Origin of the sequence: Enterobacter sp. ECC-019 (assembly GCF_043974075.1) — a bacterium.
In the GTDB taxonomy this organism is placed as follows: Bacteria; Pseudomonadota; Gammaproteobacteria; order Enterobacterales; family Enterobacteriaceae; genus Enterobacter; species Enterobacter asburiae_D.
On record NZ_CP143759.1, the window covers coordinates 1,551,291 to 1,576,009 of the forward strand.

At 57.8% G+C, this 24,719-nt stretch carries 23 protein-coding genes and 1 tRNA gene; 20 read left to right on the forward strand and 4 right to left on the reverse strand.

All coding sequences use genetic code 11. From position 1 onward, the window contains the following. Positions 1–53: 53 nt before the first annotated feature. The 9 genes from dnaQ to V1566_RS07235 all read left to right on the forward strand — a co-directional run bounded on the left by dnaQ (position 54) and on the right by V1566_RS07235 (position 9,148). Positions 54–785: a DNA polymerase III subunit epsilon gene (gene dnaQ, locus V1566_RS07195; RefSeq protein WP_029739690.1), complete on the forward strand. Its 732-nt coding sequence runs from the start codon at positions 54–56 to the stop codon at positions 783–785. 132 nt (positions 786–917) lie between these two features. Next, positions 918–994 (forward strand) — tRNA-Asp (locus tag V1566_RS07200). A 379-nt stretch (positions 995–1,373) separates the two neighbouring features. Further along, positions 1,374–2,093: a FadR/GntR family transcriptional regulator gene (locus tag V1566_RS07205; protein WP_023334601.1), complete on the forward strand. Its 720-nt coding sequence runs from the start codon at positions 1,374–1,376 to the stop codon at positions 2,091–2,093. Next, positions 2,090–3,103 carry an ABC transporter ATP-binding protein gene (locus tag V1566_RS07210; RefSeq protein WP_395305450.1) on the forward strand — a complete coding sequence of 338 codons (1,014 nt, stop codon included), beginning with the start codon at positions 2,090–2,092 and terminating at the stop codon, positions 3,101–3,103. Before V1566_RS07205 ends, V1566_RS07210 begins: the two co-directional genes overlap by 4 nt. Continuing rightward, positions 3,100–4,182, forward strand: coding sequence for an ABC transporter ATP-binding protein (locus tag V1566_RS07215; protein WP_395305451.1), 1,083 nt, complete (start codon positions 3,100–3,102; stop codon positions 4,180–4,182). Before V1566_RS07210 ends, V1566_RS07215 begins: the two co-directional genes overlap by 4 nt. 2 nt (positions 4,183–4,184) lie before the next feature. Next, positions 4,185–5,699: an ABC transporter substrate-binding protein gene (locus V1566_RS07220; protein WP_395305452.1), complete on the forward strand. Its 1,515-nt coding sequence runs from the start codon at positions 4,185–4,187 to the stop codon at positions 5,697–5,699. A gap of 18 nt (positions 5,700–5,717) precedes the next feature. Beyond that, the gene (locus V1566_RS07225) at positions 5,718–6,659 is read left to right on the forward strand and encodes an ABC transporter permease (RefSeq protein ID WP_181594439.1); all 942 of its coding nucleotides are present in this window, start codon (positions 5,718–5,720) and stop codon (positions 6,657–6,659) included. Between the two features lie 2 nt (positions 6,660–6,661). Further along, positions 6,662–7,537, forward strand: coding sequence for an ABC transporter permease (locus tag V1566_RS07230; protein WP_063431376.1), 876 nt, complete (start codon positions 6,662–6,664; stop codon positions 7,535–7,537). A gap of 9 nt (positions 7,538–7,546) precedes the next feature. Continuing rightward, complete coding sequence (locus tag V1566_RS07235) at positions 7,547–9,148, forward strand: gamma-glutamyltransferase family protein (RefSeq protein WP_395305964.1); 1,602 nt, start codon at positions 7,547–7,549, stop codon at positions 9,146–9,148. Positions 9,149–9,217: 69 nt separating this feature from the next. Here V1566_RS07235 and V1566_RS07240 read toward each other — a convergent pair whose 3' ends face one another. Continuing rightward, the gene (locus V1566_RS07240) at positions 9,218–9,988 is read right to left on the reverse strand and encodes an amidohydrolase (protein ID WP_395305453.1); all 771 of its coding nucleotides are present in this window, start codon (positions 9,986–9,988) and stop codon (positions 9,218–9,220) included. Positions 9,989–10,096: 108 nt separating this feature from the next. After that, on the reverse strand, positions 10,097–12,541 hold the full coding sequence (gene fadE / locus V1566_RS07245) for an acyl-CoA dehydrogenase FadE (RefSeq protein ID WP_395305454.1): 2,445 nt from the start codon (positions 12,539–12,541) through the stop codon (positions 10,097–10,099). Positions 12,542–12,780: 239 nt separating this feature from the next. Between fadE and lpcA the strand changes: the two genes are divergently transcribed. Continuing rightward, positions 12,781–13,359, forward strand: a complete 579-nt coding sequence (gene lpcA, locus V1566_RS07250) for a D-sedoheptulose 7-phosphate isomerase (RefSeq protein ID WP_010427884.1) — start codon at positions 12,781–12,783, stop codon at positions 13,357–13,359. A gap of 48 nt (positions 13,360–13,407) precedes the next feature. Next, positions 13,408–14,175 carry a class II glutamine amidotransferase gene (locus V1566_RS07255; protein ID WP_010427885.1) on the forward strand — a complete coding sequence of 256 codons (768 nt, stop codon included), beginning with the start codon at positions 13,408–13,410 and terminating at the stop codon, positions 14,173–14,175. Here V1566_RS07255 and dpaA read toward each other — a convergent pair. Continuing rightward, positions 14,146–14,886 carry a peptidoglycan meso-diaminopimelic acid protein amidase gene (gene dpaA, locus V1566_RS07260; RefSeq protein WP_395305455.1) on the reverse strand — a complete coding sequence of 247 codons (741 nt, stop codon included), beginning with the start codon at positions 14,884–14,886 and terminating at the stop codon, positions 14,146–14,148. The two genes, V1566_RS07255 and dpaA, sit on opposite strands and share 30 nt — an antisense overlap. Before the next feature lie 298 nt (positions 14,887–15,184). On the opposite strand from dpaA, the gene V1566_RS07265 reads away from it, so the two are divergent. The 8 genes from V1566_RS07265 to dinB all read left to right on the forward strand — a co-directional run bounded on the left by V1566_RS07265 (position 15,185) and on the right by dinB (position 22,391). Beyond that, positions 15,185–16,528: a Na(+)-translocating NADH-quinone reductase subunit A gene (locus V1566_RS07265; protein WP_395305456.1), complete on the forward strand. Its 1,344-nt coding sequence runs from the start codon at positions 15,185–15,187 to the stop codon at positions 16,526–16,528. Between the two features lie 3 nt (positions 16,529–16,531). Then, a complete protein-coding gene (locus V1566_RS07270) occupies positions 16,532–17,767 on the forward strand; it encodes an NADH:ubiquinone reductase (Na(+)-transporting) subunit B (RefSeq protein ID WP_395305457.1) in 1,236 nt (411 codons plus the stop codon). Further along, the gene (locus V1566_RS07275; RefSeq protein WP_395305458.1) at positions 17,760–18,554 is read left to right on the forward strand and encodes a Na(+)-translocating NADH-quinone reductase subunit C; all 795 of its coding nucleotides are present in this window, start codon (positions 17,760–17,762) and stop codon (positions 18,552–18,554) included. The genes V1566_RS07270 and V1566_RS07275 overlap by 8 nt, the downstream gene beginning before the upstream one ends. Next, positions 18,547–19,185 (forward strand): NADH:ubiquinone reductase (Na(+)-transporting) subunit D, encoded by a 639-nt coding sequence (locus tag V1566_RS07280; RefSeq protein ID WP_045330387.1) that lies wholly within the window; start codon positions 18,547–18,549, stop codon positions 19,183–19,185. The genes V1566_RS07275 and V1566_RS07280 overlap by 8 nt, the downstream gene beginning before the upstream one ends. A gap of 6 nt (positions 19,186–19,191) precedes the next feature. Next, positions 19,192–19,788 (forward strand): NADH:ubiquinone reductase (Na(+)-transporting) subunit E, encoded by a 597-nt coding sequence (nqrE, locus tag V1566_RS07285; RefSeq protein WP_023334613.1) that lies wholly within the window; start codon positions 19,192–19,194, stop codon positions 19,786–19,788. A gap of 10 nt (positions 19,789–19,798) precedes the next feature. Then, a complete protein-coding gene (gene nqrF / locus V1566_RS07290) occupies positions 19,799–21,022 on the forward strand; it encodes an NADH:ubiquinone reductase (Na(+)-transporting) subunit F (protein WP_395305459.1) in 1,224 nt (407 codons plus the stop codon). Further along, the gene (nqrM, locus tag V1566_RS07295) at positions 21,022–21,225 is read left to right on the forward strand and encodes a (Na+)-NQR maturation NqrM (RefSeq protein ID WP_023615899.1); all 204 of its coding nucleotides are present in this window, start codon (positions 21,022–21,024) and stop codon (positions 21,223–21,225) included. Before nqrF ends, nqrM begins: the two co-directional genes overlap by 1 nt. Before the next feature lie 107 nt (positions 21,226–21,332). Continuing rightward, the gene (gene dinB, locus V1566_RS07300; RefSeq protein ID WP_331413261.1) at positions 21,333–22,391 is read left to right on the forward strand and encodes a DNA polymerase IV; all 1,059 of its coding nucleotides are present in this window, start codon (positions 21,333–21,335) and stop codon (positions 22,389–22,391) included. A 55-nt stretch (positions 22,392–22,446) separates the two neighbouring features. On the opposite strand, the gene pepD is transcribed toward dinB, so the two are convergent. Further along, positions 22,447–23,904: a cytosol nonspecific dipeptidase gene (gene pepD, locus V1566_RS07305; RefSeq protein ID WP_395305460.1), complete on the reverse strand. Its 1,458-nt coding sequence runs from the start codon at positions 23,902–23,904 to the stop codon at positions 22,447–22,449. Between the two features lie 260 nt (positions 23,905–24,164). Between pepD and gpt the strand changes: the two genes are divergently transcribed. After that, positions 24,165–24,623 carry a xanthine phosphoribosyltransferase gene (gene gpt, locus V1566_RS07310; protein ID WP_010427903.1) on the forward strand — a complete coding sequence of 153 codons (459 nt, stop codon included), beginning with the start codon at positions 24,165–24,167 and terminating at the stop codon, positions 24,621–24,623. The last annotated feature ends 96 nt before the right edge of the window (positions 24,624–24,719 follow it).

Genomic DNA, 24,719 nt, shown 5'->3' on the forward strand with positions numbered 1-24,719 from the left:
TTCCTGTATTCGAAACGTTCAGTTAAACGATAAGTCTGACATAAATGACCGCTATGAGCACTGCAATTACTCGCCAGATTGTCCTCGATACCGAAACCACCGGTATGAACCAGATCGGCGCACACTACGAAGGGCATAAGATCATCGAGATCGGCGCCGTTGAAGTGGTGAACCGTCGTCTTACGGGGAACAACTTCCACGTCTACCTCAAACCCGATCGGCTGGTGGATCCGGAAGCGTTCGGCGTTCACGGTATTGCCGATGAGTTCTTGCTGGATAAGCCGACTTTTGCTGATGTGGCTGACGAGTTCCTGGAATATATCAAGGGTGCCGAACTTGTCATCCATAACGCATCGTTCGATATCGGCTTTATGGATTATGAATTCAGCAAGCTTAATCGTGATATCCCGAAGACGAACACCTTCTGTAAGGTGACGGACAGCCTGGCGCTGGCAAGGAAGATGTTTCCCGGCAAGCGTAACAGCCTTGATGCGCTCTGCTCGCGCTACGAGATAGACAACACCAAGCGAACGCTCCACGGGGCGTTGCTCGATGCCCAGATCCTGGCGGATGTCTATCTGACAATGACCGGCGGGCAGACGTCAATGAAGTTCAGTATGGAAAATGAATCCCAGCAGACGCAAGGCGAAGCGGGCATTCAGCGTGTTGTCCGTCAGGCAAGCCGGTTGCGGGTTGTTTTAGCCAGCGATGAAGAGCTCCTTAACCACGAATCCCGGCTTGATCTGGTCCAGAAGAAGGGCGGCAGCTGTATGTGGCGCGCCTGAAAAAACGCCTGAATGCCTGTAAAATCATCGTTTGGGCGATTTTTGCAGCAAACGATTCAAAACGTGAGAAAAAGCGTTGACGAGATCGGAGGCGCACCGTAATATGCGCCTCGTTCCCCAAACGGGAACAGTGGAGCGGTAGTTCAGTCGGTTAGAATACCTGCCTGTCACGCAGGGGGTCGCGGGTTCGAGTCCCGTCCGTTCCGCCACTATTCAGAAGGCCTGAATCAGAAATGATTCAGGCCTTCGTCGTTTCAGTATTCTCCAATCTCATCCCTTCACTTATCATTAACAAAAAATTAATGTATACGGTGCAATTTATTAACAATTGCACAGATGTAGTGCGTTTATTGCACTAATGTTGTGCATTTAATCACCATCACTCTCTTCAGACCTCGGTCAGAATGTGTCTTTCTGTAAAAATAATTCACGCAGAATCATTTGGTTATCTCTCGCTTTTCAAAAAAACACCGAACCAATTGCGTATTGGTTTGGTTATTGCTTAATCATTAGCACGATAAGCTTCATTCCATATCAATAACTTATCGTTAATAAAAATAAAGCAATGATGAAAGCGAGCGAACCAATATGGAAAAACCGTCACGGTTTCTGGCAAATTCCAGCACCGCGCTTGAGCAGCTGCGCGGGCTTATCAACCAGCATGAGTCAACACCAGGCATACCGCTGCCCACGGAACGTGAGCTGTCGGACACTCTCGGCGTAGGACGACGTGAAGTGCGTCGTGCGCTGGACGTGCTGGAAGAAGAGGGGCGCATCTGGCGTAAGCAGGGCAAAGGGACCTTTATTGGCCCGGCGGCACCTGTTGAACCGCTGGCCCTTCAGGGATTGGTTCAGCAGACCAACCTGCTGGAAGTGATGGAAGCTCGCCTACAACTCGAACCCGGCTTAGCCCGGCTTGCGGCACTGCGTGCCACCAGGGAAAACCTCGCGCTCATGCAGCGCATGCTGGAACGCATCGATAAGGTCAGCCCGGATGACCGCGATCTCAACGAACTCTGGGATAGCGCCTTTCACCGGGCGATTGCCGAGGCGGCGGGCAACCGTCTGATGCTCGGCCTGTTTGATGCTATTGATGCCGTGCGGCGTGAACCGGGCTGGCAGCATCTGCGCGAGCTGGCGCGCACCCCCGAACGCGTCGACAGCTATAACGACCACCACCATAAGATCATGTCGGCGATTATCCATCGCCAGCCTAATGAAGCCGCGGCCGCCATGCGCGAACACCTGCTCAGCCTGCAAACCGCCCTGATTCAGGCGATCCACCTCGAGGACGACTTCACGCCATGACGACAATACCCTTTAAGGACGCCACGCCCGTATTGCGAGTGCAAAACCTCAACGTTACGTTTGCTGGCTCGCCGGTTAGCGTGCTGGATGGTATTTCTCTGACCGTCAGGGCGGGCGAAACGCTGGCGCTGGTGGGGGAGTCCGGCTGCGGGAAAAGTATCACCTCACTGGCGCTGATGGGGTTACTGCCCGCCAGCGCGCAGATTGTCAGCGGTGAGATGCAGTTTCGCCGCCACGATCTGCGAAAGCTCTCTCCGCGCGAGTATGCCGATCTGCGCGGCAGCGAGCTGGCGATGATTTTCCAGGAGCCGATGACCTCGCTCAATCCGGCGTTCACGCTGGGGGACCAGCTCAGCGAAGCGGTGATGCGACACCAGAGCGTCTCGCGCGCAGAGGCGATGAAGGTTGCGCTGCAGATCCTCGGGAAGGTACAGATCCCGGCGGCAGAGATGCGCCTGAAAGCGTATCCCCACCAGCTTTCCGGCGGCATGCGCCAGCGCGTGATGATTGCGATGGCGCTGATTAACCATCCCAAACTGCTGATTGCTGATGAACCCACCACCGCGCTCGACGTCACCATCCAGGCGCAAATCCTCGCCTTGCTCAACGCCTTAAAAGAGGAAACCGGCACGGCGGTGCTGATGATCACTCACGATTTAGGCGTCGTGGCAGAAGTTGCCCAGCAGGTGGCGGTGATGTATGCCGGGCAGGTGGTGGAGCAGGGGAGCGTGGAGGCGATATTCGCCGATCCGCAGCATCCGTACACCATCGGCCTGATGGGCTCGATTCCTTCTCTTGGCGCACGCAAGGGCCAGCTCTCCACCATTCCCGGCGCGGTCCCGCTCCCGGAATCCATGCCGAAAGGCTGCCGTTTTGCCACCCGCTGTCCGTTTGCGCAGTCGCGCTGCCATGATGAAAAACCCTCGCTCACCACACTCGGCGCGGGCCATCAGGTTGCCTGCTTTCGCGTACCTCTCGAACAGCACATTGCCCTGGGAGAAATCGCATGACCACGCCCATTCTTGAAGCCCGTGACCTCAGCAAGCTTTTCCCCGGCCCCAAAAAACTCTTTACTCCGGCACGGTTTGTCATGGCGGTCGATCGCGTTTCGCTTGCCGTGATGCCGGGCGAAACGCTGGCGATCGTCGGCGAGTCCGGCTCCGGGAAATCCACCCTAGGCCGTCTGCTGCTGCGCCTGCTGGCCGCCAGCGAAGGGCGCGTGTTTTATCAGGGAGAGGAGATCACCGACGCCTCCGGTGCCCGCCTGAACCAGCTCCGGCGCGAGCTGCAGATTATTTTTCAGGATCCCTTCGCCTCGCTCAACCCGCGCATGACGGTGGAGCAGATCGTCGGGGAGCCGCTGTGGCTGCATCAGAATATGAAAAAAGCGGATCGCCAGTACCGCGTTGCCGAGCTGCTTAAAACCGTTGGTCTGCCTGCCGCCTGGGCCGGGCGCTATCCGCACGAGTTTTCCGGCGGACAGCGCCAGCGTATCGGCATTGCGCGCGCGCTGGCCTCGGGACCGAAGCTGCTGCTGGGGGATGAGCCGGTCTCCGCGCTGGACGTTTCCGTTCAGGCGCAGGTGGTCAACCTGCTGGAAAGCCTGAAGCACCAGCTGGGGCTGACGATGGTGATTGTCGCCCACGGTCTGGCGGTGATCCGCCATATGAGCGATCGCGTGGCGGTCATGTATCTCGGGCAAATCGTCGAGCTTGCCACTGTGGATGAGATCTTTGACGCGCCGCTGCACCCCTATACCCAGGCGCTGATCGCTTCGGCACCGCAGATGCAGCCGGGCGTTGAGCGCGACGCGCCGCTGCTGCAGGGGGATCTGCCCAACCCGGCCAGCCCGCCGTCCGGCTGCCGTTTCCACACCCGCTGCCCGTACGTTACCGATGAATGCCGCCAGGTCGAGCCGATCAATCAGGTGCTCGACGGCGGGCGTCAGGTTGCCTGTCATCGCTGGCAGGAGATCAACCGCGATCGCAGCGTTATCCAGATCGCACCGCCATCCGCCGCTTTTCTGCGCCGCCGCGCGCTGTTTGAACACGCGGCCACTCACTCGTCCCTTCCTTCAAGGAACTCATGATAATGACAATGCGTAATTCTCTTTTGACCGTACTGGGAAGTGTTATGTTGCTTGGCGCGGCGCTGCCCGCCCATTCTGAAAGCGTGCTGCGAATCGGTCTGGGCGCTGACCCGGACATGCTCGACCCGCATCTGGCGCGCACCTACTATGGTCGCTTCGTGTTTGCCTCCCTGTGCGACAGGCTGGTGGACGTGGATGAAAATCTGAAGGTCGTCCCTGGTCTTGCCAAAGACTGGGCATGGAGTGAGGACGGTAAAACCCTGACGCTCAATCTGCGCGAAGGCGTCACCTTCCACGACGGTGAGAAATTCGATGCAGCCGCGGCAAAATACAACCTCGACCGCGCCCTTACCCTGAAAGGCTCCCTGCGTAAGAGCGAGATCTCCTCCGTTGAATCGGTCGAGGTCACCGGCCCGATGCAGATTGCCCTGCACCTGAAAACGCCGGATGCGGCGCTGCTGATGCAGCTTACCGACCGCGCGGGCGCGATGATGGCCCCCGAGGCGGCGAAAAAGCCTGACTTTGCCGCCCATCCTGTCTGCTCCGGTCCGTATAAATTCGACAGCCGCGTGTCCCAGGACCGTATTGTTCTGACCCGCTTCGACAACTACTGGAACAAAGACGCCTACCACTTCGACAAAATTATCTATCTGCCGATCCCGGATGCCTCCGTGCGCCTCGCGAACCTGCGTGCGGGCGATCTCGACCTGACCGAAGGCATCGCCGCCAGCGACGTGAAAACGGTCGAGGCTGACAGCAAGCTGGCGCTGGCGAAGGTAACGGGCCTGGGCTATCAGGGCATCACCTTCAACATCAACAACGGCAAGGTGCCGGCGAACGATCCGTTCAAGGACGCCCGCGTGCGTGAGGCGTTTTCTCAGGCCATCGACCGCGATGCGTTAAACCAGGTGGTCTTTGAGGGGCTCTACACCCCGGCCAACCAGGCGTTTTCACCGGTCAGTCCGTATCACGTGAACCTGCCGGTCCCTCCGCGTGACGTCGACAAAGCAAAAGCGCTGCTGAAAGCGGCAGGCGTCACCGCGCCGCTGACCGTCAACCTGCTGGTGCCAAACAACCCAACCTCGCAGCAGGTGGGGCAGGTATTGCAGGCGATGGTCGCTGAGGCGGGCTTCACGCTGAACCTGCAGATGACCGAATTTGCCACGCTGCTCGATCGCCAGCAGAGCGGTGATTATCAGCTGAGTTTCTCCGGCTGGTCGGGTCGCCCTGATCCGGACGGTAGCATCTACGGCTTTATCCACAGCAAAGGCACCCTGAACGACGGTCGCTACAGCAACGCGCAGGTTGATGAGTGGCTGACCCAGGCGCGTCAGAGCACCGACCAGGCCGCCCGCCAGCCGCTGTACGACAAGGTGGTGAAGCAGTTGCAAACCGACATGCCGATTGCCTACCTCTACTTCGAGCCGCGCATTTTTGGCCTGAACAAGAAAGTGCAGGGCTTTAAGCCGTACCCGGACGGCATCGTGCGTCTGGCCGGCCTGACGCTGGCGAAATAAACGTCCTGAGGAGAACCCATGCTGGAACTGATTTGCAAACGTCTGCTGCTGGCCATCCCGACGCTGCTGCTGGTGAGCATGATGGTCTTCGGGCTGCAAAAGCTGCTGCCCGGCGACCCGCTGATCGCCATGGCCGGGGAGGAACGCGATCCGGCGGTCATCGCCCAGCTGCGCGCGGAGCTGAACCTTGATGCGCCGATCCCCGTGCAGTATTTCCACTGGCTGACGCGCGCGCTGCAGGGCGATCTGGGCGTCTCCTTACGCACGCACGAACCGGTGACGCAGCTTATCGCCAGCAAGCTGCCGGTCACGCTGGAGCTTTCGCTGCTGGCGATGATTATTGCGCTGGTGTTTGGCATCAGCATGGGGATCCTTGCGGCGGTGAACAAAAACAGCTGGGTCGATCACGGGGCGAACTTTGTGGCGATCTCGGGGATCTCGATCCCGCACTTCTGGCTGGGGATCCTGCTGATTCTGGTCTTCTCGGTGAACCTGCAGTGGCTGCCCGCCTCGGGCTACGTGCCGTTCAGTGAAGATCCGATCCAGAACCTGCGCACGCTGCTGCTGCCCGCGTCCGTGCTCGGAACGGGACTCGCGGCGACGCTGATGCGCCATACCCGCGCCTCGATGATTGCGGTCCTGAAGGCGGATTACATCCGTACCGCGCGGGCTAAGGGGCTGCTGCCGAAAGCGGTGATCCTGAAGCACGCGTTTCGCAACGCGCTGGTGCCGGTCATCACCCTCACCACGCTGCTGTTCGGCGAGCTGCTGGGCGGCGCGGTGCTGACCGAGCAGGTCTTCACTATTCCGGGCTTCGGCAAGATGATCGTCGACTCGGTATTTAACCGTGACTACGCGGTGGTGCAGGGCGTGGTGCTGATCGTGGCGATCGGCTTCCTGATGCTCAACCTGCTGGCCGACGTGCTCTACGTCCTTATCAACCCGAAAATGCGAGGTTAACCATGGCGGAACTGACGACGCAAACCGTTGCCCCCGCGCTGCCGCGCGCGCAGAACCGGGTGCTGAAGAAATTCCTCGGCAATAAAAGCGCGGTCATTGGCGCGGTGGTGGTGGGCTTCTTTGTGCTGGTGGCGCTGCTGGCACCGTGGATTGCTCCGTTCGATCCGGTTAAAGCCAACTTCCTGGCGGTGCGCAAAGCGCCGTCGGCGATGTACTGGTTCGGCACCGACGAGCTGGGGCGCGACATATTATCCCGCATTATCTGGGGGGCGCGCACCTCGCTGATGGCGGGCTGTATGTCGGTGGTGATTGCGGTGGTTATCGGCGTACCGCTGGGGCTGGTGGCGGGCTACTTCCAGAAGATGTGGGATGGGGTGATCTCGCGCTTTATCGAGGCGCTGCTGGCCTGTCCGTTCCTGATCATGGCGATCGCGCTGGGGGCATTTTTGGGCCCGAGCCTGACCAACGCGATGATCGCTATCGGTCTTTCGGCGATGCCGATCTTCGCCCGCCTGACGCGCGGACAGGTGATCGCCATTCGCAACGAAGAGTACATCGACGGCGCGCGGGCGATTGGCCTGCCGGATCGCTGGATCATCATTAAATACGTCCTGCCAAACGTAATGTCGCCGATCCTGGTGCAGGCCACGCTGGCGATTGCCTCGGCGATTATCGCCGAAGCCAGCCTGTCGTTTTTGGGGCTGGGACAGCAGCCGCCAAATCCGTCCTGGGGCTCTATGCTCAACACCGCCAAAGGTTTTCTTGAGCAAGCCCCGTGGATGTCCGTTTTCCCCGGCGTGGCGATTTTCCTCGCCGTGCAGGGCTTTAATTTACTCGGCGACGGGCTGCGCGATGCGCTCGATCCGCGCCACGACTAAGGAGTCATGATGACCAAAGCGCTTGATTTTACGTCCGGCTACGATTCACGACGCCCGCCGATGCTGGGCCGTAACGCGGTTGCCACGTCGCAGCCGCTGGCGGCGCAGGCGGGAATGAAGATGCTGCAGCTGGGCGGGAATGCCGTCGATGCGGCGATTGCCACCGCGATGGCGCTGACGGTGGTCGAGCCGACCGGCAACGGGATTGGCAGCGACGCCTTTGCCATCGTCTGGGACGGTGAAAAGCTGCACGGCCTCAACGCGTCGGGCCGCTCGCCTGCCAGCTGGCATGCGGATCTGTTTGCCGGAAAAACCGCAGTGCCGGAAATTGGCTGGGATGCGGTGACCGTGCCGGGTGCGGTCTCCGGCTGGGTCGCCCTGGCGGAACGCTTCGGCACGCTGCCGCTGACTACCCTGGCGCAGCCTGCCATTGACTACGCGCGTAACGGTTTCCCCGTCTCCCCGCTGATTGGCCATCTCTGGCAGCGCGGCTACAGTAAGCTGAAAGATCAGCCGGGCTTTAGCGCCTGCTTCGCGCCGGAAGGCCGCGCCCCGCGCGTGGGGGAAATCTTCCGTAACCCGGCGCAGGCAAACTCGCTGGAGCTGATTGCTAAAACTAACGGCGACGCCTTTTACCGCGGCGAGCTGGCGCAGAAAATCGCTGCTTTTGCCAAAGAACACGGCGCGCACCTGACGGCTGAGGACCTGGCAAACCACCGCGTGGACTGGGTAGAGCTGCTGTCGCGCGACTTCGCGGGCGGTTCGGTGCAGGAGCTGCCGCCAAACGGCCAGGGGATCGCCACGCTGATTGCGCTCGGCATTCTGGAGCAGTGCGGCATTGAGAAGCATCATCCGGATTCCGTGCAGTCTCTGCATCTCTCCATCGAAGCGATGAAGCTGGCGCTGGCGGATCTCGACCGCTACGTGGCGGATGAAGAACACATGGCGTTCGCGGCGAAAGAGCTGCTGAGCGACCCTTATCTGAAGTCGCGCGCGGCGCTTATCGATCACGATAAGGCCTCTGATTTTGTCTACGGTTCCCCGACGCAGAGTGGCACGGTCTACATCGGCACTGCCGACGCCAGCGGGATGATGGTCTCGTTTATTCAGTCCAACTATATGGGCTTCGGTTCAGGCATCGTGGTGCCGGATACGGGGATCAGCCTGCAAAACCGGGGCTGCGGGTTTGTGCTGGATCCCAATCACCCGAACGCGCTGGCGGGCAGCAAGCGCCCGTTCCATACCATCATTCCGGGCTTTGCGATGGACGGCAACGGCCAGCCGCTGATGTCCTTTGGCGTGATGGGCGGCCCGATGCAGGCGCAGGGGCACATGCAGATGGCGCTGCGCATTATGCTGCACGGACAAAACCCGCAGGCGGCGATTGACGCCCCGCGCTGGCGCGTGGTGCAGGGCAGGGAGGTGATCGTCGAATCGACATTCGATCGCAATACTATCGCCGCGCTGCGCGAGCGCGGGCATCAGATCGTGGTGGAAGATCCGCTTCAGGATTACAACTTCGGCGGGGCACAGATAATTTACCGTCTGCCTGAAGGGCACTACGTCGCCGCGACGGAAAGCCGAAAAGACGGGCAGGCGCTGGTGAGTTAATCAACGCCCGGTGGCGCTGCGCTGTGCTTTTGTAGGCCGGGTAAGGCGTAGCCGCCACCCGGCTTTTACTCAGCCGATGCTAAACGGATCCGCATCCTGCCACGCCGGAAACTTCTCGCGGTACTCCTGCAGCGCCGTCAGCGACAGCTCCGCATCAATGCGCGTCGCCTGATGCGGCTCGGCGGTGGCAATAATTTCGCCCTGTGGATTCACCACCCGGCTGTCGCCGCGGTAGTGATGCCCGTTGCCGTCCGTTCCCACGCGGTTACAGCCCACCACGTACGCCTGGTTTTCAATCGCGCGCGCCACCAGCAGCGACTGCCAGTGCAGGGAGCGCGGCGCAGGCCAGTTGGCAACATAAAGCGCCAGGTCGTAATCGTTGCGGTTGCGCGACCACACCGGGAAGCGCAGGTCGTAGCAGACCAGCGGCAGAATACGCCAGCCGCGCCACTCGAACACCACGCGCTCGTGACCCGCTTCATAGTGATGATGCTCATCCGCCATGCGGAACAGGTGGCGCTTATCGTAGAAGTGCACTTTCCCTTCCGGCTCCACCAGCAGGAAGCGGTTCACCGGCCCGCGCTCCGTTTGCAGGGCGGCACTACCCGCGATCAGCGCGTTGGTCTGCTGCGCTTTGGCATGCATCCACGTCACCACCTCTTCCTGCGGCATTGACTGTTGTGCCGCTTCCATGGCGAAGCCGGTCGTGAACATCTCCGGCAGGACAATCACATCACGCCCGGTAATCTCTTCCAGTTGACGATCAAAGTGGCGCAGGTTGGCGGGGCCATCCATCCACACTAAAGGTTGCTGCAAAATCGAAATCTTCAAACCAGGCACGATACAGACTCCTCAAAAGACCGCTTTTTGACACTGTAGCACGTCATTACGAGAAAATGTGGCAATAAAAAACCCCGCTCAGGGCGGGGTTTGTCAGAGCGAAACGCGTTACGCCGCTTCAGGTTTGCGGTGCTTCTCCGGCAGCTTTACCGGCTGCGTCGCCAGCTCGTCCGGTTCGAAATCATCCACGTTAATACTGCGCAGACGGCTCTCTTCGGCTTTCACCAGAAGCGCGGCTTCATCTTTATTGATAATGCCACCGGCCAGCGCCTGTTTTGCCAATTCGTCCAGACGGGTAAATGGCAGGTTTTTGCCCAGCTGTTTACAGATCTTCTGGTGAATCGGATCGGCAGCCATCACGTCCAGCAGCGCCTCTTCCAGCAGACCCACCGGGTTATGCGGCGTCGGCGTCAGATACTGACCACGGCCGATACGGGAGCGGGTTGCGCTCGGTACCTGCAGGATCTTCGCCACCTTGTGGTCCAGCTTGTCGGACGGCGCCAGATGGTGACGACCGGTCGGGAAGATCACCGCGCGCAGGGCGCCCGCCACGAAGCGGTTCGGGAAGTTCGCCAGCAGGTCGTCAATCGCCTGTTCAGCCTGATACATCGCATCCTGAACGCCCCAGTGCACCAGCGGCAGATCCGCTTCCTGACGGCCTTCGTCGTCGTAGCGCTTCAGGACCGCAGAGGCCAGGAAGATCTGGCTCAGCACATCACCCAGACGGGCGGAGATACGCTCGCGACGCTTCAGGCTGCCGCCCAGCACCGCCATGGATACGTCAGACAGCAGAGCCAGGTTGGCGCTCAGACGGTTCAGATGCTGGTAATAACGTTTGGTCGCATCGCCGGTCGGCGTCGCGCTGGTAAGACCGCGCGTCAGGCCCAGCCAGAAGCTGCGCACCTTGTTGCTGCCCACGTGACCGATATGTTTGAACAGCAGCTTATCGAAGGCATCCACGTCGTTGTTCTGCGCGGCGGCCATCTCTTCCAGCACGTATGGATGGCAGCGAATCGCCCCCTGACCGAAGATCATCATGCTGCGGGTCAGGATGTTTGCCCCTTCCACGGTGATGGCAATCGGTGCGCCCTGATAGCCGCGCGCCAGGAAGTTGCCTTCGCCGAGCATAATGCCTTTACCGCCTGCGATATCCATCGCGTCAATGATCGACTGCTGCGCGCGGTGGGTACAGTGGTACTTCACAATCGCGGACAGCACGGCCGGTTTTTCGCCCAGCATAATGCCGTAGGTAATCAGAGAAGCAGCGGCATCCATCACGTAGGCATTGCCCGCGATACGCGCCAGCGGCTCTTCGATACCTTCCATCTTGCCGATGGAGATTTTGAACTGACGGCGGATGTGAGCGTACGCACCAATCCCCATCGCGACCGACTTCAGACCGCCGGTTGAGTTCGACGGCAGGGTAATGCCGCGGCCCACAGACAGGCATTCCACCAGCATACGCCAGCCCTGGCCGGCCATTTTCGGACCGCCGATGATGTAGTCAATCGGCACGAAGATGTCCTGACCGCGGGTCGGACCGTTCTGGAACGGCACGTTCAGCGGGAAGTGACGACGACCAATTTCAACGCCCGGGGTAGAGGTTGGGATCAGCGCACAGGTAATGCCCAGATCTTCATCGCCGCCCAGCAGTTTTTCCGGGTCAGAGAGCTTAAAGGCCAGACCCAGCACGGTGGCGATTGGCGCCAGGGTGATATAACGCTTGTTCCAGGTCAGGCGCATGCCCAGCACCTGTTCGCCCTGCCATTCACCCATGCAGACCACGCCGGTATCCGGGATCGCACCCGCATCGGAGCCTGCTTCCGGGCTGGTCAGCGCGAAGCATGGGATTTCCTGACCGCGTGCCAGACGCGGCAGGTAGTGATCTTTCTGCTCTTCCGTACCGTAATGCTGCAGCAGTTCGCCCGGGCCTAAGGAGTTAGGCACGCCAACGGTAATCGCCAGGATTCCGGAAACGCCTGCCAGCTTTTGCAGCACGCGAGCCTGAGCGTAAGCGGAGAACTCCAGACCGCCGTACTCTTTCTTGATGATCATCGCGAAGAAGCGATGTTCTTTCAGATACGCCCACAGCTCTGGCGGCAGGTCGGCCATTTCATGAGTGATGGCAAAGTCGTTGGCCATACGGCACGCTTCTTCTACCGGGCCGTCAATAAAGGCCTGTTCTTCAGCGGTCAGGCGCGGCTGCGGATAGTTATGCAGCTTTTTCCAGTCAGGGTTGCCCTGGAACAGGTCACCTTCCCACCAGGTGGTGCCCGCATCAATCGCTTCTTTCTCGGTACGCGACATTGGCGGCATCACTTTGCGGAAGCCTTTGAACACCGGCGCAGAGATCATTGATTTACGCATCGGGGCAAAGTTAAACGGCAGAAGAATGATGGCAAGAGGGACTAAAAGCCAGATATTCCAGAGGCCTGCGACGCCAAGCGCAGCCGTCCAGGCCAGAAGAATCAGGCTGCTCAGGAATAAACTAACGCGGTGATAGAACAACACACCGAGTAGAACAACGGTTGCGAGAATGCTCAAAATCATCATAAAGAAAAGCTCCCTTGCTTGTAGGAGGTCTGACCACTTGTGATGATATGGTTGTAGTTGATGTAAATTCCTTTAGCAATGTGTTTACAAAATAATTACAACCTGGTTCACATTGTTCGTGTTTTAGCCGGCACAAAAAATCAAAACGCCGGACGATTCGCATGGCTTTAGCTTCTCGCTTTTCCCGCTATCCGGTACACTCCACTGTGTTATTTCATCAATACTGAAGGATTATCCTCATGTACCAGGATCTTATTCGTAACGAACTGAACGAAGCGGCGGAAACGCTGGCGAACTTTCTGAAAGATGATGCCAATATTCACGCTATTCAGCGCGCAGCGGTCCTGCTGGCCGACAGCTTCAAAGCCGGTGGCAAAGTGCTCTCCTGCGGCAACGGCGGTTCCCACTGTGACGCGATGCACTTCGCAGAAGAGCTGACCGGACGCTATCGTGAAAACCGCCCGGGCTACCCGGCGATTGCGATTTCCGATGTGAGCCACATCTCCTGCGTAGGCAACGACTTCGGTTACGACCACATCTTCTCCCGCTACGTTGAAGCGGTAGGCCGTGAAGGCGACGTGCTGCTGGGGATTTCTACCTCCGGCAACTCTGGCAATGTGATCAAAGCGATCGCCGCCGCGCGTGAAAAAGGGATGAAAGTCATCACCCTGACCGGTAAAGATGGCGGTAAGATGGACGGTACAGCGGATGTCGAAATTCGCGTTCCGCACTTCGGTTATGCTGACCGTATTCAGGAAATTCACATCAAAGTGATCCATATCCTGATCCAGCTGATCGAAAAAGAGATGGTTAAGTAAGACTTCGCTGGGGGGCACCGGTGCCCCCCGCTGTTGTGGAGGTGTTGTATGTGCGAACTGCTCGGGATGAGCGCCAATGTGCCAACCGATATCTGCTTTAGTTTCACCGGGCTGGTTCAGCGCGGTGGAGGAACCGGGCCGCATAAAGACGGCTGGGGCATCACCTTCTACGAAGGCAAAGGGTGTCGCACGTTCAAAGATCCACAGCCCAGCTTTAACTCACCGATTGCCAAACTGGTGCAGGACTACCCCATCAAGTCCCGCTCGGTGATCGCCCACATCCGTCAGGCTAACCGTGGCGAAGTGGCGCTGGAAAATACCCATCCGTTTACCCGCGAGCTGTGGGGCCGTAACTGGACCTACGCGCACAACGGGCAGCTTACGGGCTATAAGTCACTGGAGACGGGCAATTTCCGCCCGGTCGGCGAAACGGACAGCGAAAAAGCCTTCTGCTGGCTGCTGCACAAGCTGACAGAGCGCTATCCCCGCACGCCCGGCAACATGGCCGCCGTATTCAAATACATCGCGACGCTGGCATCTGAACTGCGTGAAAAAGGCGTGTTCAACATGCTGCTCTCTGACGGCCGCTATGTGATGGCGTTCTGCTCGACGAATCTGTTCTGGATCACCCGCCGTGCGCCGTTTGGCGTTGCGACGCTGCTCGATCAGGATGTGGAGATAGACTTTCAGAAGGAGACCACACCGAACGATGTGGTCACTGTTATCGCAACGCAGCCGCTGACGGGCAACGAAACCTGGCAAAAGATTATGCCAGGCGAGTGGGTGCTATTTTGCCTCGGGGACCGAGTAATTTGACGCCAGCTGTGGATGGACGACTTCGTGGCTCAGCGGTTTGCTGACCACGTAACGGCCATCTACGATTGAGACCACAGGTGGCTTGTGGGTCTGCTCAAAGTAGTCGTAACCCGGCTTCAGCTGTTTCCAGAAATCCGCGTAGTATGAGTACTTGTGACGCGCCATGTTGGCGTCCGTCATGCGGAACGGATAGATGCTGACCTGTACGTTAGGCTGCCCAAAGACCAGCGCGCCCGTCACGAACTGGAAAATCTCATCAATGCCGGAGTCGGTCATCGCATAACAGCCGATAGACACGCAGGCACCGTGGATCATCAGATATTTACCTTCATAACCGTGTGCACGATCATAGGCATTCGGGAAGCCGATGTTAATGGCTTTATAGAAGCGGCTGTCAGGCTTGAGCTGGCTGCGCTGAACGTTGTAGAACCCTTCCGGACTTTTGAAATCGCCCTGGCGTTGTTTTGGCCCCAGCCCGCCGGAGTAGTTACAAATTTTGTAACTATCAAGCAGCTGATATGTCTCGCCCATTTTCACAAACAGATCGAGAGTGAGTTCTTCCTTGAAGATTTGAATATAAACCGGCGATCCCATTAACTGCTGTTTATATTCCTTGCTGACCGGCGTCGTTGAGCTATTACTGCTGAGCAGTCCGGCAAACGACATGCACGGAATCAGAAGCATCGCAATGAACAATGCGATTTTACGCATACTACTAGTTCCTTGATAAAACCATGACCAACTTGCCAGGACGGCAAAAGAGACCCGAAATCAGATTATTCTGTTAGGAGCGCTCACATTAGCACCGCTATAGATTTTCGCAAGAGCCGGGCGGTGAGTTTACAAATTAGTTTTACTTTATAAACCATCAAAATTGCGATGGCTCCAGGAACTTTGCGCATTAGCTCGCAATTTGGCGCGCGCGACGGCGGATTCCCTGCCCGCGAGAAGGGGAAAATGCTACACTTCGCGCCCACTGGATTGTTGTTCATGGAAACCTGCTAACCACATGTTTAAAATCAAAAAAGGACTTAATCTGCCGATTGCAGGCGTGCCAGCGCAGCACGTTTCGACAGGCGCAAGCGTCCGTCATGTCGCTATTTTGGGCGACGACTACCTGGGAATGCGTCCTTCAATGCTGGTACAGGAAGGCGATCGCGTTATCAAAGGACAGGCGCTCTTCGAGGACAAAAAAAATCCCGGCGTGATGTTCACGGCACCCGCGAGCGGCACCGTTGTGGCGATCAACCGCGGCGAACGGCGCGTTCTACAGTCGGTGGTTATCCGCATTGAAGGCGATGAACAGCGTGAGTTTGCCCATTACGACGCCGCAGAGCTCGCATCGCTGAACCGCGACGCCGTTCAGACTCAGCTTCTGGCGTCCGGTTTATGGACCGCGCTTCGTACCCGTCCCTTCAGCAAATCCCCTGTGCCGGGCACGGAACCGGCCGCGATTTTCGTCACGGCAATGGACACCAACCCGCTTAGCGTGGACCCGCAGCCGGTTATCCTGGCACAGCGCAAAGCCTTCGATGCCGGTCTGACCGTTTTAACCCGCCTCACGTCCGGGAAAGTCCACGTTTGCCAGGCAGGCGGCGGCAAGCTCGGCGGGCATCCGCAGGGGCAGGTCACGTTTAATGAGTTTGCTGGCCCGCATCCGGCAGGTCTGGTCGGAACGCACATCCACTTTCTTGAGCCGGTAAGCCTGACGAAGCGGGTCTGGCACCTTAATTATCAGGACGTCATCGCCATCGGTAAGCTTTTTATTACGGGTGAACTGAGCGCTGAACGGATCGTTGCCGTCGGTGGGCCGCAGGCTGCAAACCCGCGCCTGGTGAAGACGCTGCTGGGCGCAGACATCAACGAACTGCTGGTGGGGGAAACGAAAGAGGGGGAAAACCGCCTGATTTCCGGTTCGGTCCTCAGCGGACGCCATGCTGTCAATGCGCACGCGTATCTTGGGCGTTTCCATTTGCAGGTGAGCATTGTGCAGGAAGGGCGTGAGAAAGAGCTGTTTGGCTGGGTTCTGCCCGGCGCGGAAAAATACTCCGTCACCCGCACCACGCTGGGCCATTTCCTGCGTAATAAGCTGTTTAGCTTCTCAACCAGCACGCACGGCGGCGAGCGCGCCATGGTCCCGATTGGTAACTACGAGCGCGTTATGCCGCTGGATATTCTGCCCACCGTGCTGTTGCGCGATCTCCTTGCCGGTGATACCGACAGCGCGCAGGCGCTGGGCTGTCTGGAGCTTGACGAAGAAGATCTGGCGCTCTGTACCTATGTTTGTCCAGGCAAATACGAATATGGACCGGTATTGCGCGAGGTGTTAACCCGCATTGAGCAGGAAGGATAACCGATGGGCTTAAAACACCTCTTTGAAAAAATTGAGCCGCACTTTACCGAAGGGAAGCTCAAAAAGTACTACCCGCTGTATGAAGCAACGGCGACCATTTTCTACACGCCGGGGCTGGTGACGAAGGGGGCGGCGCACGTTCGTGACGCCATCGACCTTAAGCGGATGATGATCCTGGTGTGGTTTGCGGTCTTCCCGGCGATGTTCTGGGGAATGTACAACGTCGGCCTGCAGACCATCCCGGCGCTGCACCATATGTACGATGCACAGCAGCTGGCGCAGGTAATCCAGTCCGACTGGCACTACCGTCTGGCCCAGTCGCTAGGGGTAAGCTTTGCCGCAGACGCGGGCTGGCTGAGCATGATGACGCTGGGCGCGGTTTTCTTCCTGCCGATTTACATCACGGTCTTTATCGTGGGCGGCTTCTGGGAAGTGCTGTTTGCCATCATCCGTAAACATGAGATCAACGAAGGCTTCTTCGTGACCTCTATTCTGTTTGCCCTGATTGTTCCCCCGACGCTGCCGCTCTGGCAGGCGGCGCTGGGCATCAGCTTCGGCGTGGTGGTTGCCAAAGAGATCTTCGGCGGCACCGGGCGGAACTTTCTCAACCCGGCGCTGGCGGGACGTGCGTTCCTCTTCTTTGCCTATCCGGCGCAAATCTCGGGCGATCTCGTGTGGACGGCGGCAGACGGTTTCTCCGGCGCGACGCCGCTTTCACAGTGGGCGGCACACGGCGGCGAAACGCTGGTTAACAACGCGACGGGTCTGCCTGTGACCTGGCTTGATGCCTTTATTGGCAACATTCCTGGCTCCATCGGGGAAGTCTCTACGCTGATGATTTTGCTTGGCGGGGCGATCATCCTTTTCGGTCGCGTGGCCTCCTGGCGGATTGTAGCGGGCGTGATGATCGGCATGGTGCTGACCGCCACCCTGTTCAACGTTATCGGTTCGACCACCAACCCGATGTTCTCCATGCCGTGGTACTGGCATCTGGTGCTGGGTGGCTTCGCTTTCGGCATGATGTTCATGGCGACGGACCCCGTCTCGGCCTCGTTTACTGACAAAGGTAAATGGAGCTATGGCGTGCTCATTGGCGCGATGTGCGTCCTGATCCGCGTGGTCAACCCGGCCTATCCGGAAGGGATGATGTTGGCCATTCTGTTTGCCAACCTGTTTGCGCCGCTGTTCGATTACCTGGTGGTGCGGGCCAACATTAAGCGGAGGAAGGCGCGTGGCTGAGGTTAAAAATAACGACAGCATCGGCAAAACGCTGCTGGTGGTGCTGGTGCTCTGTCTGGTCTGTTCCATCGTCGTGGCCGGTTCTGCCGTGGGGTTAAAACCGCTGCAGCAGGAGCAACGCGCGCTGGATAAACAGCGCAATATCCTGGCCGTGGCCGGGCTGATGCAGAAAGGAATGAGCGCAGACGACGTTTCGGCCGTCTTTGCTGAACGTATTTCGGCGCGTCTGGTGGATTTAAAAACGGGTGAACTGCTGGATAAAGACCCGGCAACATTCAACCAGGCGCTGGCGCTGAAAGATCCGCAGATGAGCCTGACGCTCGAGGCATCGCAAGATCCCGCCGGCATTAAGCGCCGCAGCAATCTCGCCGAAATTTACCTGGTGCGCGACGAGCAAAAACGCGTGCAGGAAATGGTGCTGCCGATTTACGGCAACGGCCTGTGGTCAATGATGTACGCCTTTGTGGCACTGGATACGGATGGTCGCACGGTCAAAGGCATTACGTATTACGACCAGGGGGAAACGCCGGGGCTGGGTGGTGAAGTTGAGAACCCTAACTGGCGGGCACAGTTTGTCGGCAAGAAAGTGCTCGACGATAGCGGCCTGCCTGCGCTGAAGGTGATGAAAGGGGCGGCACGTCCCGGTGACGACTACGCTGTTGACGGGCTTTCCGGCGCCACGCTCACCTCAAAAGGCGTGCAGCACAGTTTTGATTTCTGGATGGGCGAGCTGGGCTTTGGTCCCTTCCTGAAAAACGTACGTGAAGGAGCGCTGAACAATGGCTGATACCGGTGAACTGAAAGAAGTAAAAAAGGTGCTCATTGGCCCACTGCTCGCCAATAACCCGATCACGCTGCAGGTGCTGGGCGTCTGTTCAGCTCTGGCGGTAACGACCAAGCTGGAAACGGCGGTGGTAATGACGCTGGCGGTAACGTTGGTCACGGCGTTCTCCAGCATGTTTATCTCGATGATCCGCCACCACATCCCCAACAGCGTGAGGATCATCGTGCAGATGGCGATCATCGCCTCGCTGGTGATCGTGGTCGATCAGCTGCTGCGCGCCTTCGCCTATGAAACCTCCAAACAGCTCTCGGTGTTTGTCGGGCTGATCATTACCAACTGTATCGTCATGGGGCGTGCGGAAGCCTACGCCATGAAAATGCCGCCGCTGGCGAGCTTTATGGACGGTATCGGCAACGGCCTGGGCTACGGCGCGATCCTGCTGACCGTGGGGTTCCTGCGAGAGCTGATTGGCAGCGGCAAGCTGTTTGGCATCACGGTGCTGGACACGGTGCAAAACGGCGGCTGGTATCTGCCAAACGGCCTGTTCCTGCTGGCTCCTAGCGCATTTTTCATTATCGGTTTGTTGATCTGGCTGATTCGTACGTTGAGACCAGAACAGCAGGAAAAGGAGTAACCGACGATGGCTCATTACCTGAGTTTGTTTGTGCGCGCGGTGTTTGTTGAAAACATGGCGCTCGCATTTTTCCTCGGCATGTGTACGTTCCTTGCCGTGTCTAAAAAGGTCTCCACGGCATTTGGCCTGGGCGTGGCGGTCACCGTTGTGTTGGGGCTTTCGGTTCCGATTAACAATCTGGTGTACAACTTTGTGCTGCGGGACGGCGCGCTGGTGGAAGGGGTTGATCTCAGCTTCCTGAACTTCATCACCTTTATCGGGGTGATCGCCGCGCTGGTGCAAATACTCGAGATGATCCTCGATAAGTACTTCCCGTCGCTGTACAACGCGCTGGGGATCTTCCTGCCGCTGATCGCGGTCAACTGCGCCATCTTTGGCGGCGTCTCGTTTATGGTTCAGCGTGATTACAACTTCAGTGAATCCGTGGTGTACGGTTTTGGTTCCGGCATCGGCTGGATGCTGGCGATTGTCACCATGGCGGGGATCCGCGAGAAAATGAAATATGCCAACGTGCCTGCGGGTCTGCGTGGCTTAGGGATCACCTTTATCACCACCGGGCTGATGGCGCTGGGCTTTATGTCCTTCTCCGGTGTGCAGCTATAAGGGCTAACAGATGGAAATTATCCTTGGCGTGGTGATGTTCACGCTGATTGTACTGGTGCTGTCAGGGCTGATTCTGGCGGCGCGCGCGAAGCTGGTGAATTCCGGCGACGTGGTGATTGATATTAACGACGACCCGCAGAATCAGATCCGCACGCCGGCGGGGGACAAGCTGCTCAACACGCTCTCCGGTAACGGCATTTTTGTCTCGTCGGCCTGCGGCGGCGGCGGCTCCTGCGGGCAGTGCCGCGTGACGGTAAAAGAGGGCGGTGGCGATATCCTCCCCACCGAGCTGACGCACATCACGAAACGCGAGGCAAAAGAGGGCTGCCGTCTGGCCTGTCAGGTTGCCGTGCGCCAGAACATGAAGATTGAGCTGCCGGAAGAGATCTTCGGCGTTAAAAAATGGGAGTGCGAGGTTATCTCTAATGATAACAAAGCCACCTTTATTAAAGAGCTCAAGCTGCGTGTCCCTGAAGGGGAAGATGTTCCGTTCCGCGCCGGGGGATACATTCAGATTGAGTGTCCTGAGCATACCGTGGCCTATGCGGACTTTGACGTGCCGGATGAATACCGCGCCGACTGGGATAAATTCAATCTCTTCCGATTTGTCTCTGATGTAAAAGAGCCGACGCTGCGCGCCTACTCGATGGCCAACTACCCGGAAGAGAAGGGTATTATCATGCTCAACGTGCGTATCGCCACGCCGCCACCGAATGTGCCGGACGCGCCGCCGGGCGTGATGTCGTCATACATCTGGTCTCTGAAGCCGGGAGATAAGGTGACCATCTCCGGTCCGTTTGGGGAGTTCTTCGCGAAAGATACCGATGCGGAGATGGTCTTTATCGGCGGCGGTGCCGGTATGGCCCCGATGCGCTCGCACATCTTTGACCAGCTGAAGCGGTTAGGGAGCCAGCGTAAGATCAGCTTCTGGTACGGGGCGCGCTCGCTGCGTGAGATGTTCTATGATGATGAGTTTGAACAGCTGGCGCGTGAAAACCCGAATTTTACCTTCCACGTTGCGCTTTCCGATCCGCAGCCGGAAGATAACTGGACGGGTTACACGGGGTTCATCCACAACGTGCTGTATGAAAACTACCTCAAGCAGCACCTGGCACCCGAGGACTGCGAGTTCTATATGTGTGGTCCGCCGATGATGAACGCCGCTGTGATTAAGATGCTGAAAGATCTCGGCGTTGAAGATGAGAACATCATGCTCGATGATTTTGGAGGCTGATGATGCTGACGTTTCTGGCAACCTTTGTGGTGTTTGTGCTTGTCATCTTCGGCATGTCGTTAGGCTGGATCGTTAAGCGGAAAAGCATTCAGGGCAGCTGCGGCGGTATTTCCTCCATTGGGATGGAAAAGGTCTGCGACTGCCCGGAGCCGTGCGATGCGCGGAAAAAAAGAATGGCCCGCGAGCAGCAGCGCATTATTTAGTCATGTAGGTCGGGTAAGGCGAAGCCGCCACCCGACAATTCCCACGCACACTTCTCAATTCTCATTTATTTACTGTATACTTATCCAGTTATGAGTGAGGGCTTACTATGCGCAAAATAATCCATGTCGATATGGACTGCTTTTTTGCCGCAGTGGAGATGCGTGACAACCCGGCGCTGCGGGATATTCCCATCGCCATTGGCGGCAGCCGCGTTCAGCGTGGTGTCATCAGCACCGCCAACTATCCTGCGCGCAAATTTGGCGTGCGCAGTGCCATGCCGACGGCGATGGCCTTAAAGCTTTGCCCTCATCTCACACTTCTGCCCGGTCGGTTTGAAGCCTATAAAGAGGCTTCCCTTCATATTCGGGAAATCTTCTCCCGCTATACCTCTCTGATAGAGCCGCTGTCGCTTGACGAAGCCTATCTGGATGTGACCGACAGCGTGCACTGCCATGGCTCCGCCACGCTGATGGCTCAGGAGATCCGTCAGACGATTTTCAACGAGCTGAATCTGACAGCGTCTGCGGGCGTCGCGCCCGTTAAATTCCTCGCCAAAATTGCCTCTGATTTAAATAAGCCCAACGGCCAGTACGTCATCACGCCGGAAGAGGTACCTGCATTTTTGAAAACGCTACCGCTCGGTAAAATCCCCGGAGTAGGAAAAGTTTCTGCCGCAAAGCTGGAAAGCATGGGGTTACGCACCTGCGAAGACGTGCAGCGAAGCGATCTCGCTATGCTGCTCAAGCGCTTCGGGAAGTTTGGCCGTGTGCTGTGGGAACGCAGCCAGGGGATTGACGATCGCGATGTGAACAGCGAACGGCTACGGAAATCCGTCGGCGTTGAGCGCACCCTCATTGAAGATATTCATGACTGGTCCGAATGCGAAATCATTATCACGGAACAGCTTTACCCTGAGCTGGAACGACGCTTAAGCAAGGTGAAGCCGGACCTGCTCATTGCCCGTCAGGGTATCAAATTAAAATTCAACGACTTCCAGCAGACCACGCAGGAACACGTCTGGCCGCGTCTGAATAAAGACGATCTTATCGCGACGGCGAAAAAGGCATGGGAAGAGCGCCGGGGCGGGCGAGGAGTAAGGCTGGTGGGATTGCACGTCACGCTGCTGGATCCGCAGCTGGAACGACAGCTGGTATTAGGGCTGTAGGTTGTATCCATCGTAGGCCCGGTAAGCGAAGCGCCACCGGGCATCAGACGGTGAATTACTTAGCAGGGATCGCTTTCAGCAGTTCAGTCAGCAGCGTCCAGTAGTGACCGACGCTTTCGATATGAACCTGCTCATCCGGCGAGTGCGGGCCGGTAATGGTTGGCCCGATGGACACCATATCCATATCCGGATACGGTTTCTTGAACAGACCACATTCCAGACCGGCGTGGATCACCTGAATGTTCGGGGTGCTGTTGAACAGACGCTGATAGGTTTCACGCACCAGCGCCATCACCGGAGAACTCGCATCCGGCTGCCAGCCCGGGTAGCTGCCTTTTGCAGACGTTTTCGCGCCCGCCAGCGTGCCCAGAGATTCCAGCATGCTCACCACGTACTCTTTACCGCTGTCGATCAGCGAGCGGATCAGGCAGATGATTTCCGCGCTGTCGTCGCTCATGGTCACCACGCCCACGTTCAGTGAGGTTTCCACCACCCCTTTCGCCACGTCAGAATTGCGGATCACGCCGTTCGGCGTCGCGTTCAGCAGTTGAACGAAGGTGTCACGAGACTGCGCGGTCAGTGCGGCTTTATCCGTAGATACGGATTCCAGAACCACGGTCAGATTTTTCTCTTTTGCCGAGAGTTCGTTTTTCAGGATATCCAGGTATACGCTGGAGAGTTTTTTCAGCTCGTCCGCTTTTGCCGCCGGTACTGCTACGGTGGTGAACGCTTCACGCGGGATCGCGTTGCGCAGGGTACCGCCGTTGAAGTCTACCAGACGCAGATCCAGCTCGGTCGCATGGCCTGCCAGGAAGCGCGCCAGCAGCTTGTTGGCGTTACCCAGACCCAGGTGAATATCACCGCCGGAGTGGCCGCCTTTCAGCCCTTTCAGCGTCAGCTTGAAGGTCTGGAAGCCTGCAGGAATCGCTTCGCGCGACAGCGGCAGGGTAGAGATGAAATCAATCCCGCCCGCGCAACCCATGTAGATCTCGCCTTCTTCTTCAGAGTCGGTGTTGATCAGGATGTCCGCCTGCAGCCAGTTAGCCTGCAGACCGAACGCACCGTCCATGCCCGCTTCTTCGGTCATGGTCAGCAGCACTTCCAGTGGACCGTGCTCAACGCTGTCGTCGGCCAGCACCGCCAGCGCAGAGGCCATACCGATGCCGTTATCCGCGCCCAGCGTGGTGCCGCGTGCTTTCACCCAGTCGCCATCGATATACGGTTGAATCGGGTCTTTGGTGAAGTCGTGAACGGTGTCGTTATTCTTCTGTGGCACCATGTCCAGGTGCGCCTGCAGCACAACCGGTTTGCGGTTTTCCATGCCTGCGGTGGCGGGTTTGCGGATCAGAATGTTGCCAACCTGGTCACGTTCAGCATGCAGACCTTTTTCCTTCGCCCAGCCCATAATATGTTCGGCAAGCTGTTCTTCATGGTAGGAAGGGTGTGGAATGGAGCAGATTTTTGCAAAAATATCCCACAGCGGCTGCGGAGATAATTGAGACAGTTCAGACACGATAAGTCTCCTTGTCGAGGCGCTGCAAACAGGGTTGCAGGCCACAGGGTTAGCAGGTTAATAGTTACCACAAGTCAGGCTTGCGAGATGAAACTGAGAATACCACTTTCTCTGCTGGCTGGTAGCATAAAGCATGTAAAAACACAGGCAGAGGGCGCTAAACACTGGTTTTTAGTGCGTCAGATCTCTATAATCTCGCGCAACCTATTTCCCCCTCGAACACTTTTTAAGCCGTATAAAAACAGGCTGGGACACTTCACATGAGCGAAAAATACGTCGTCACCTGGGACATGTTGCAGATTCACGCACGCAAACTGGCTGCGCGTCTGATGCCTTCCGAACAGTGGAAAGGCATTATTGCCGTCAGCCGTGGCGGTCTGGTACCGGGGGCGCTGCTGGCACGTGAGCTGGGTATTCGTCATGTCGATACCGTTTGCATCTCCAGCTATGACCATGACAACCAGCGTGAGCTGACCGTGCTGAAACGTGCGGAAGGCGACGGTGAAGGTTTCATCGTTATTGATGATCTGGTGGATACCGGCGGTACTGCAGTCGCTATCCGCGAAATGTATCCGAAAGCACATTTCGTCACTATTTTCGCGAAGCCTGCTGGCCGCCCACTGGTTGACGATTACGTGATTGATATCCCGCAGGATACCTGGATTGAACAGCCATGGGATATGGGCGTGGTCTTCGTACCGCCTATTTCTGGCCGTTAAAACCAGTACGTAACTTTACACGCCCGGCTATGTCGGGCGTTGTTCTTTTTGGCCTGCCACGCGTTACAATAGTCTTCATATGACGTATTCATGGAG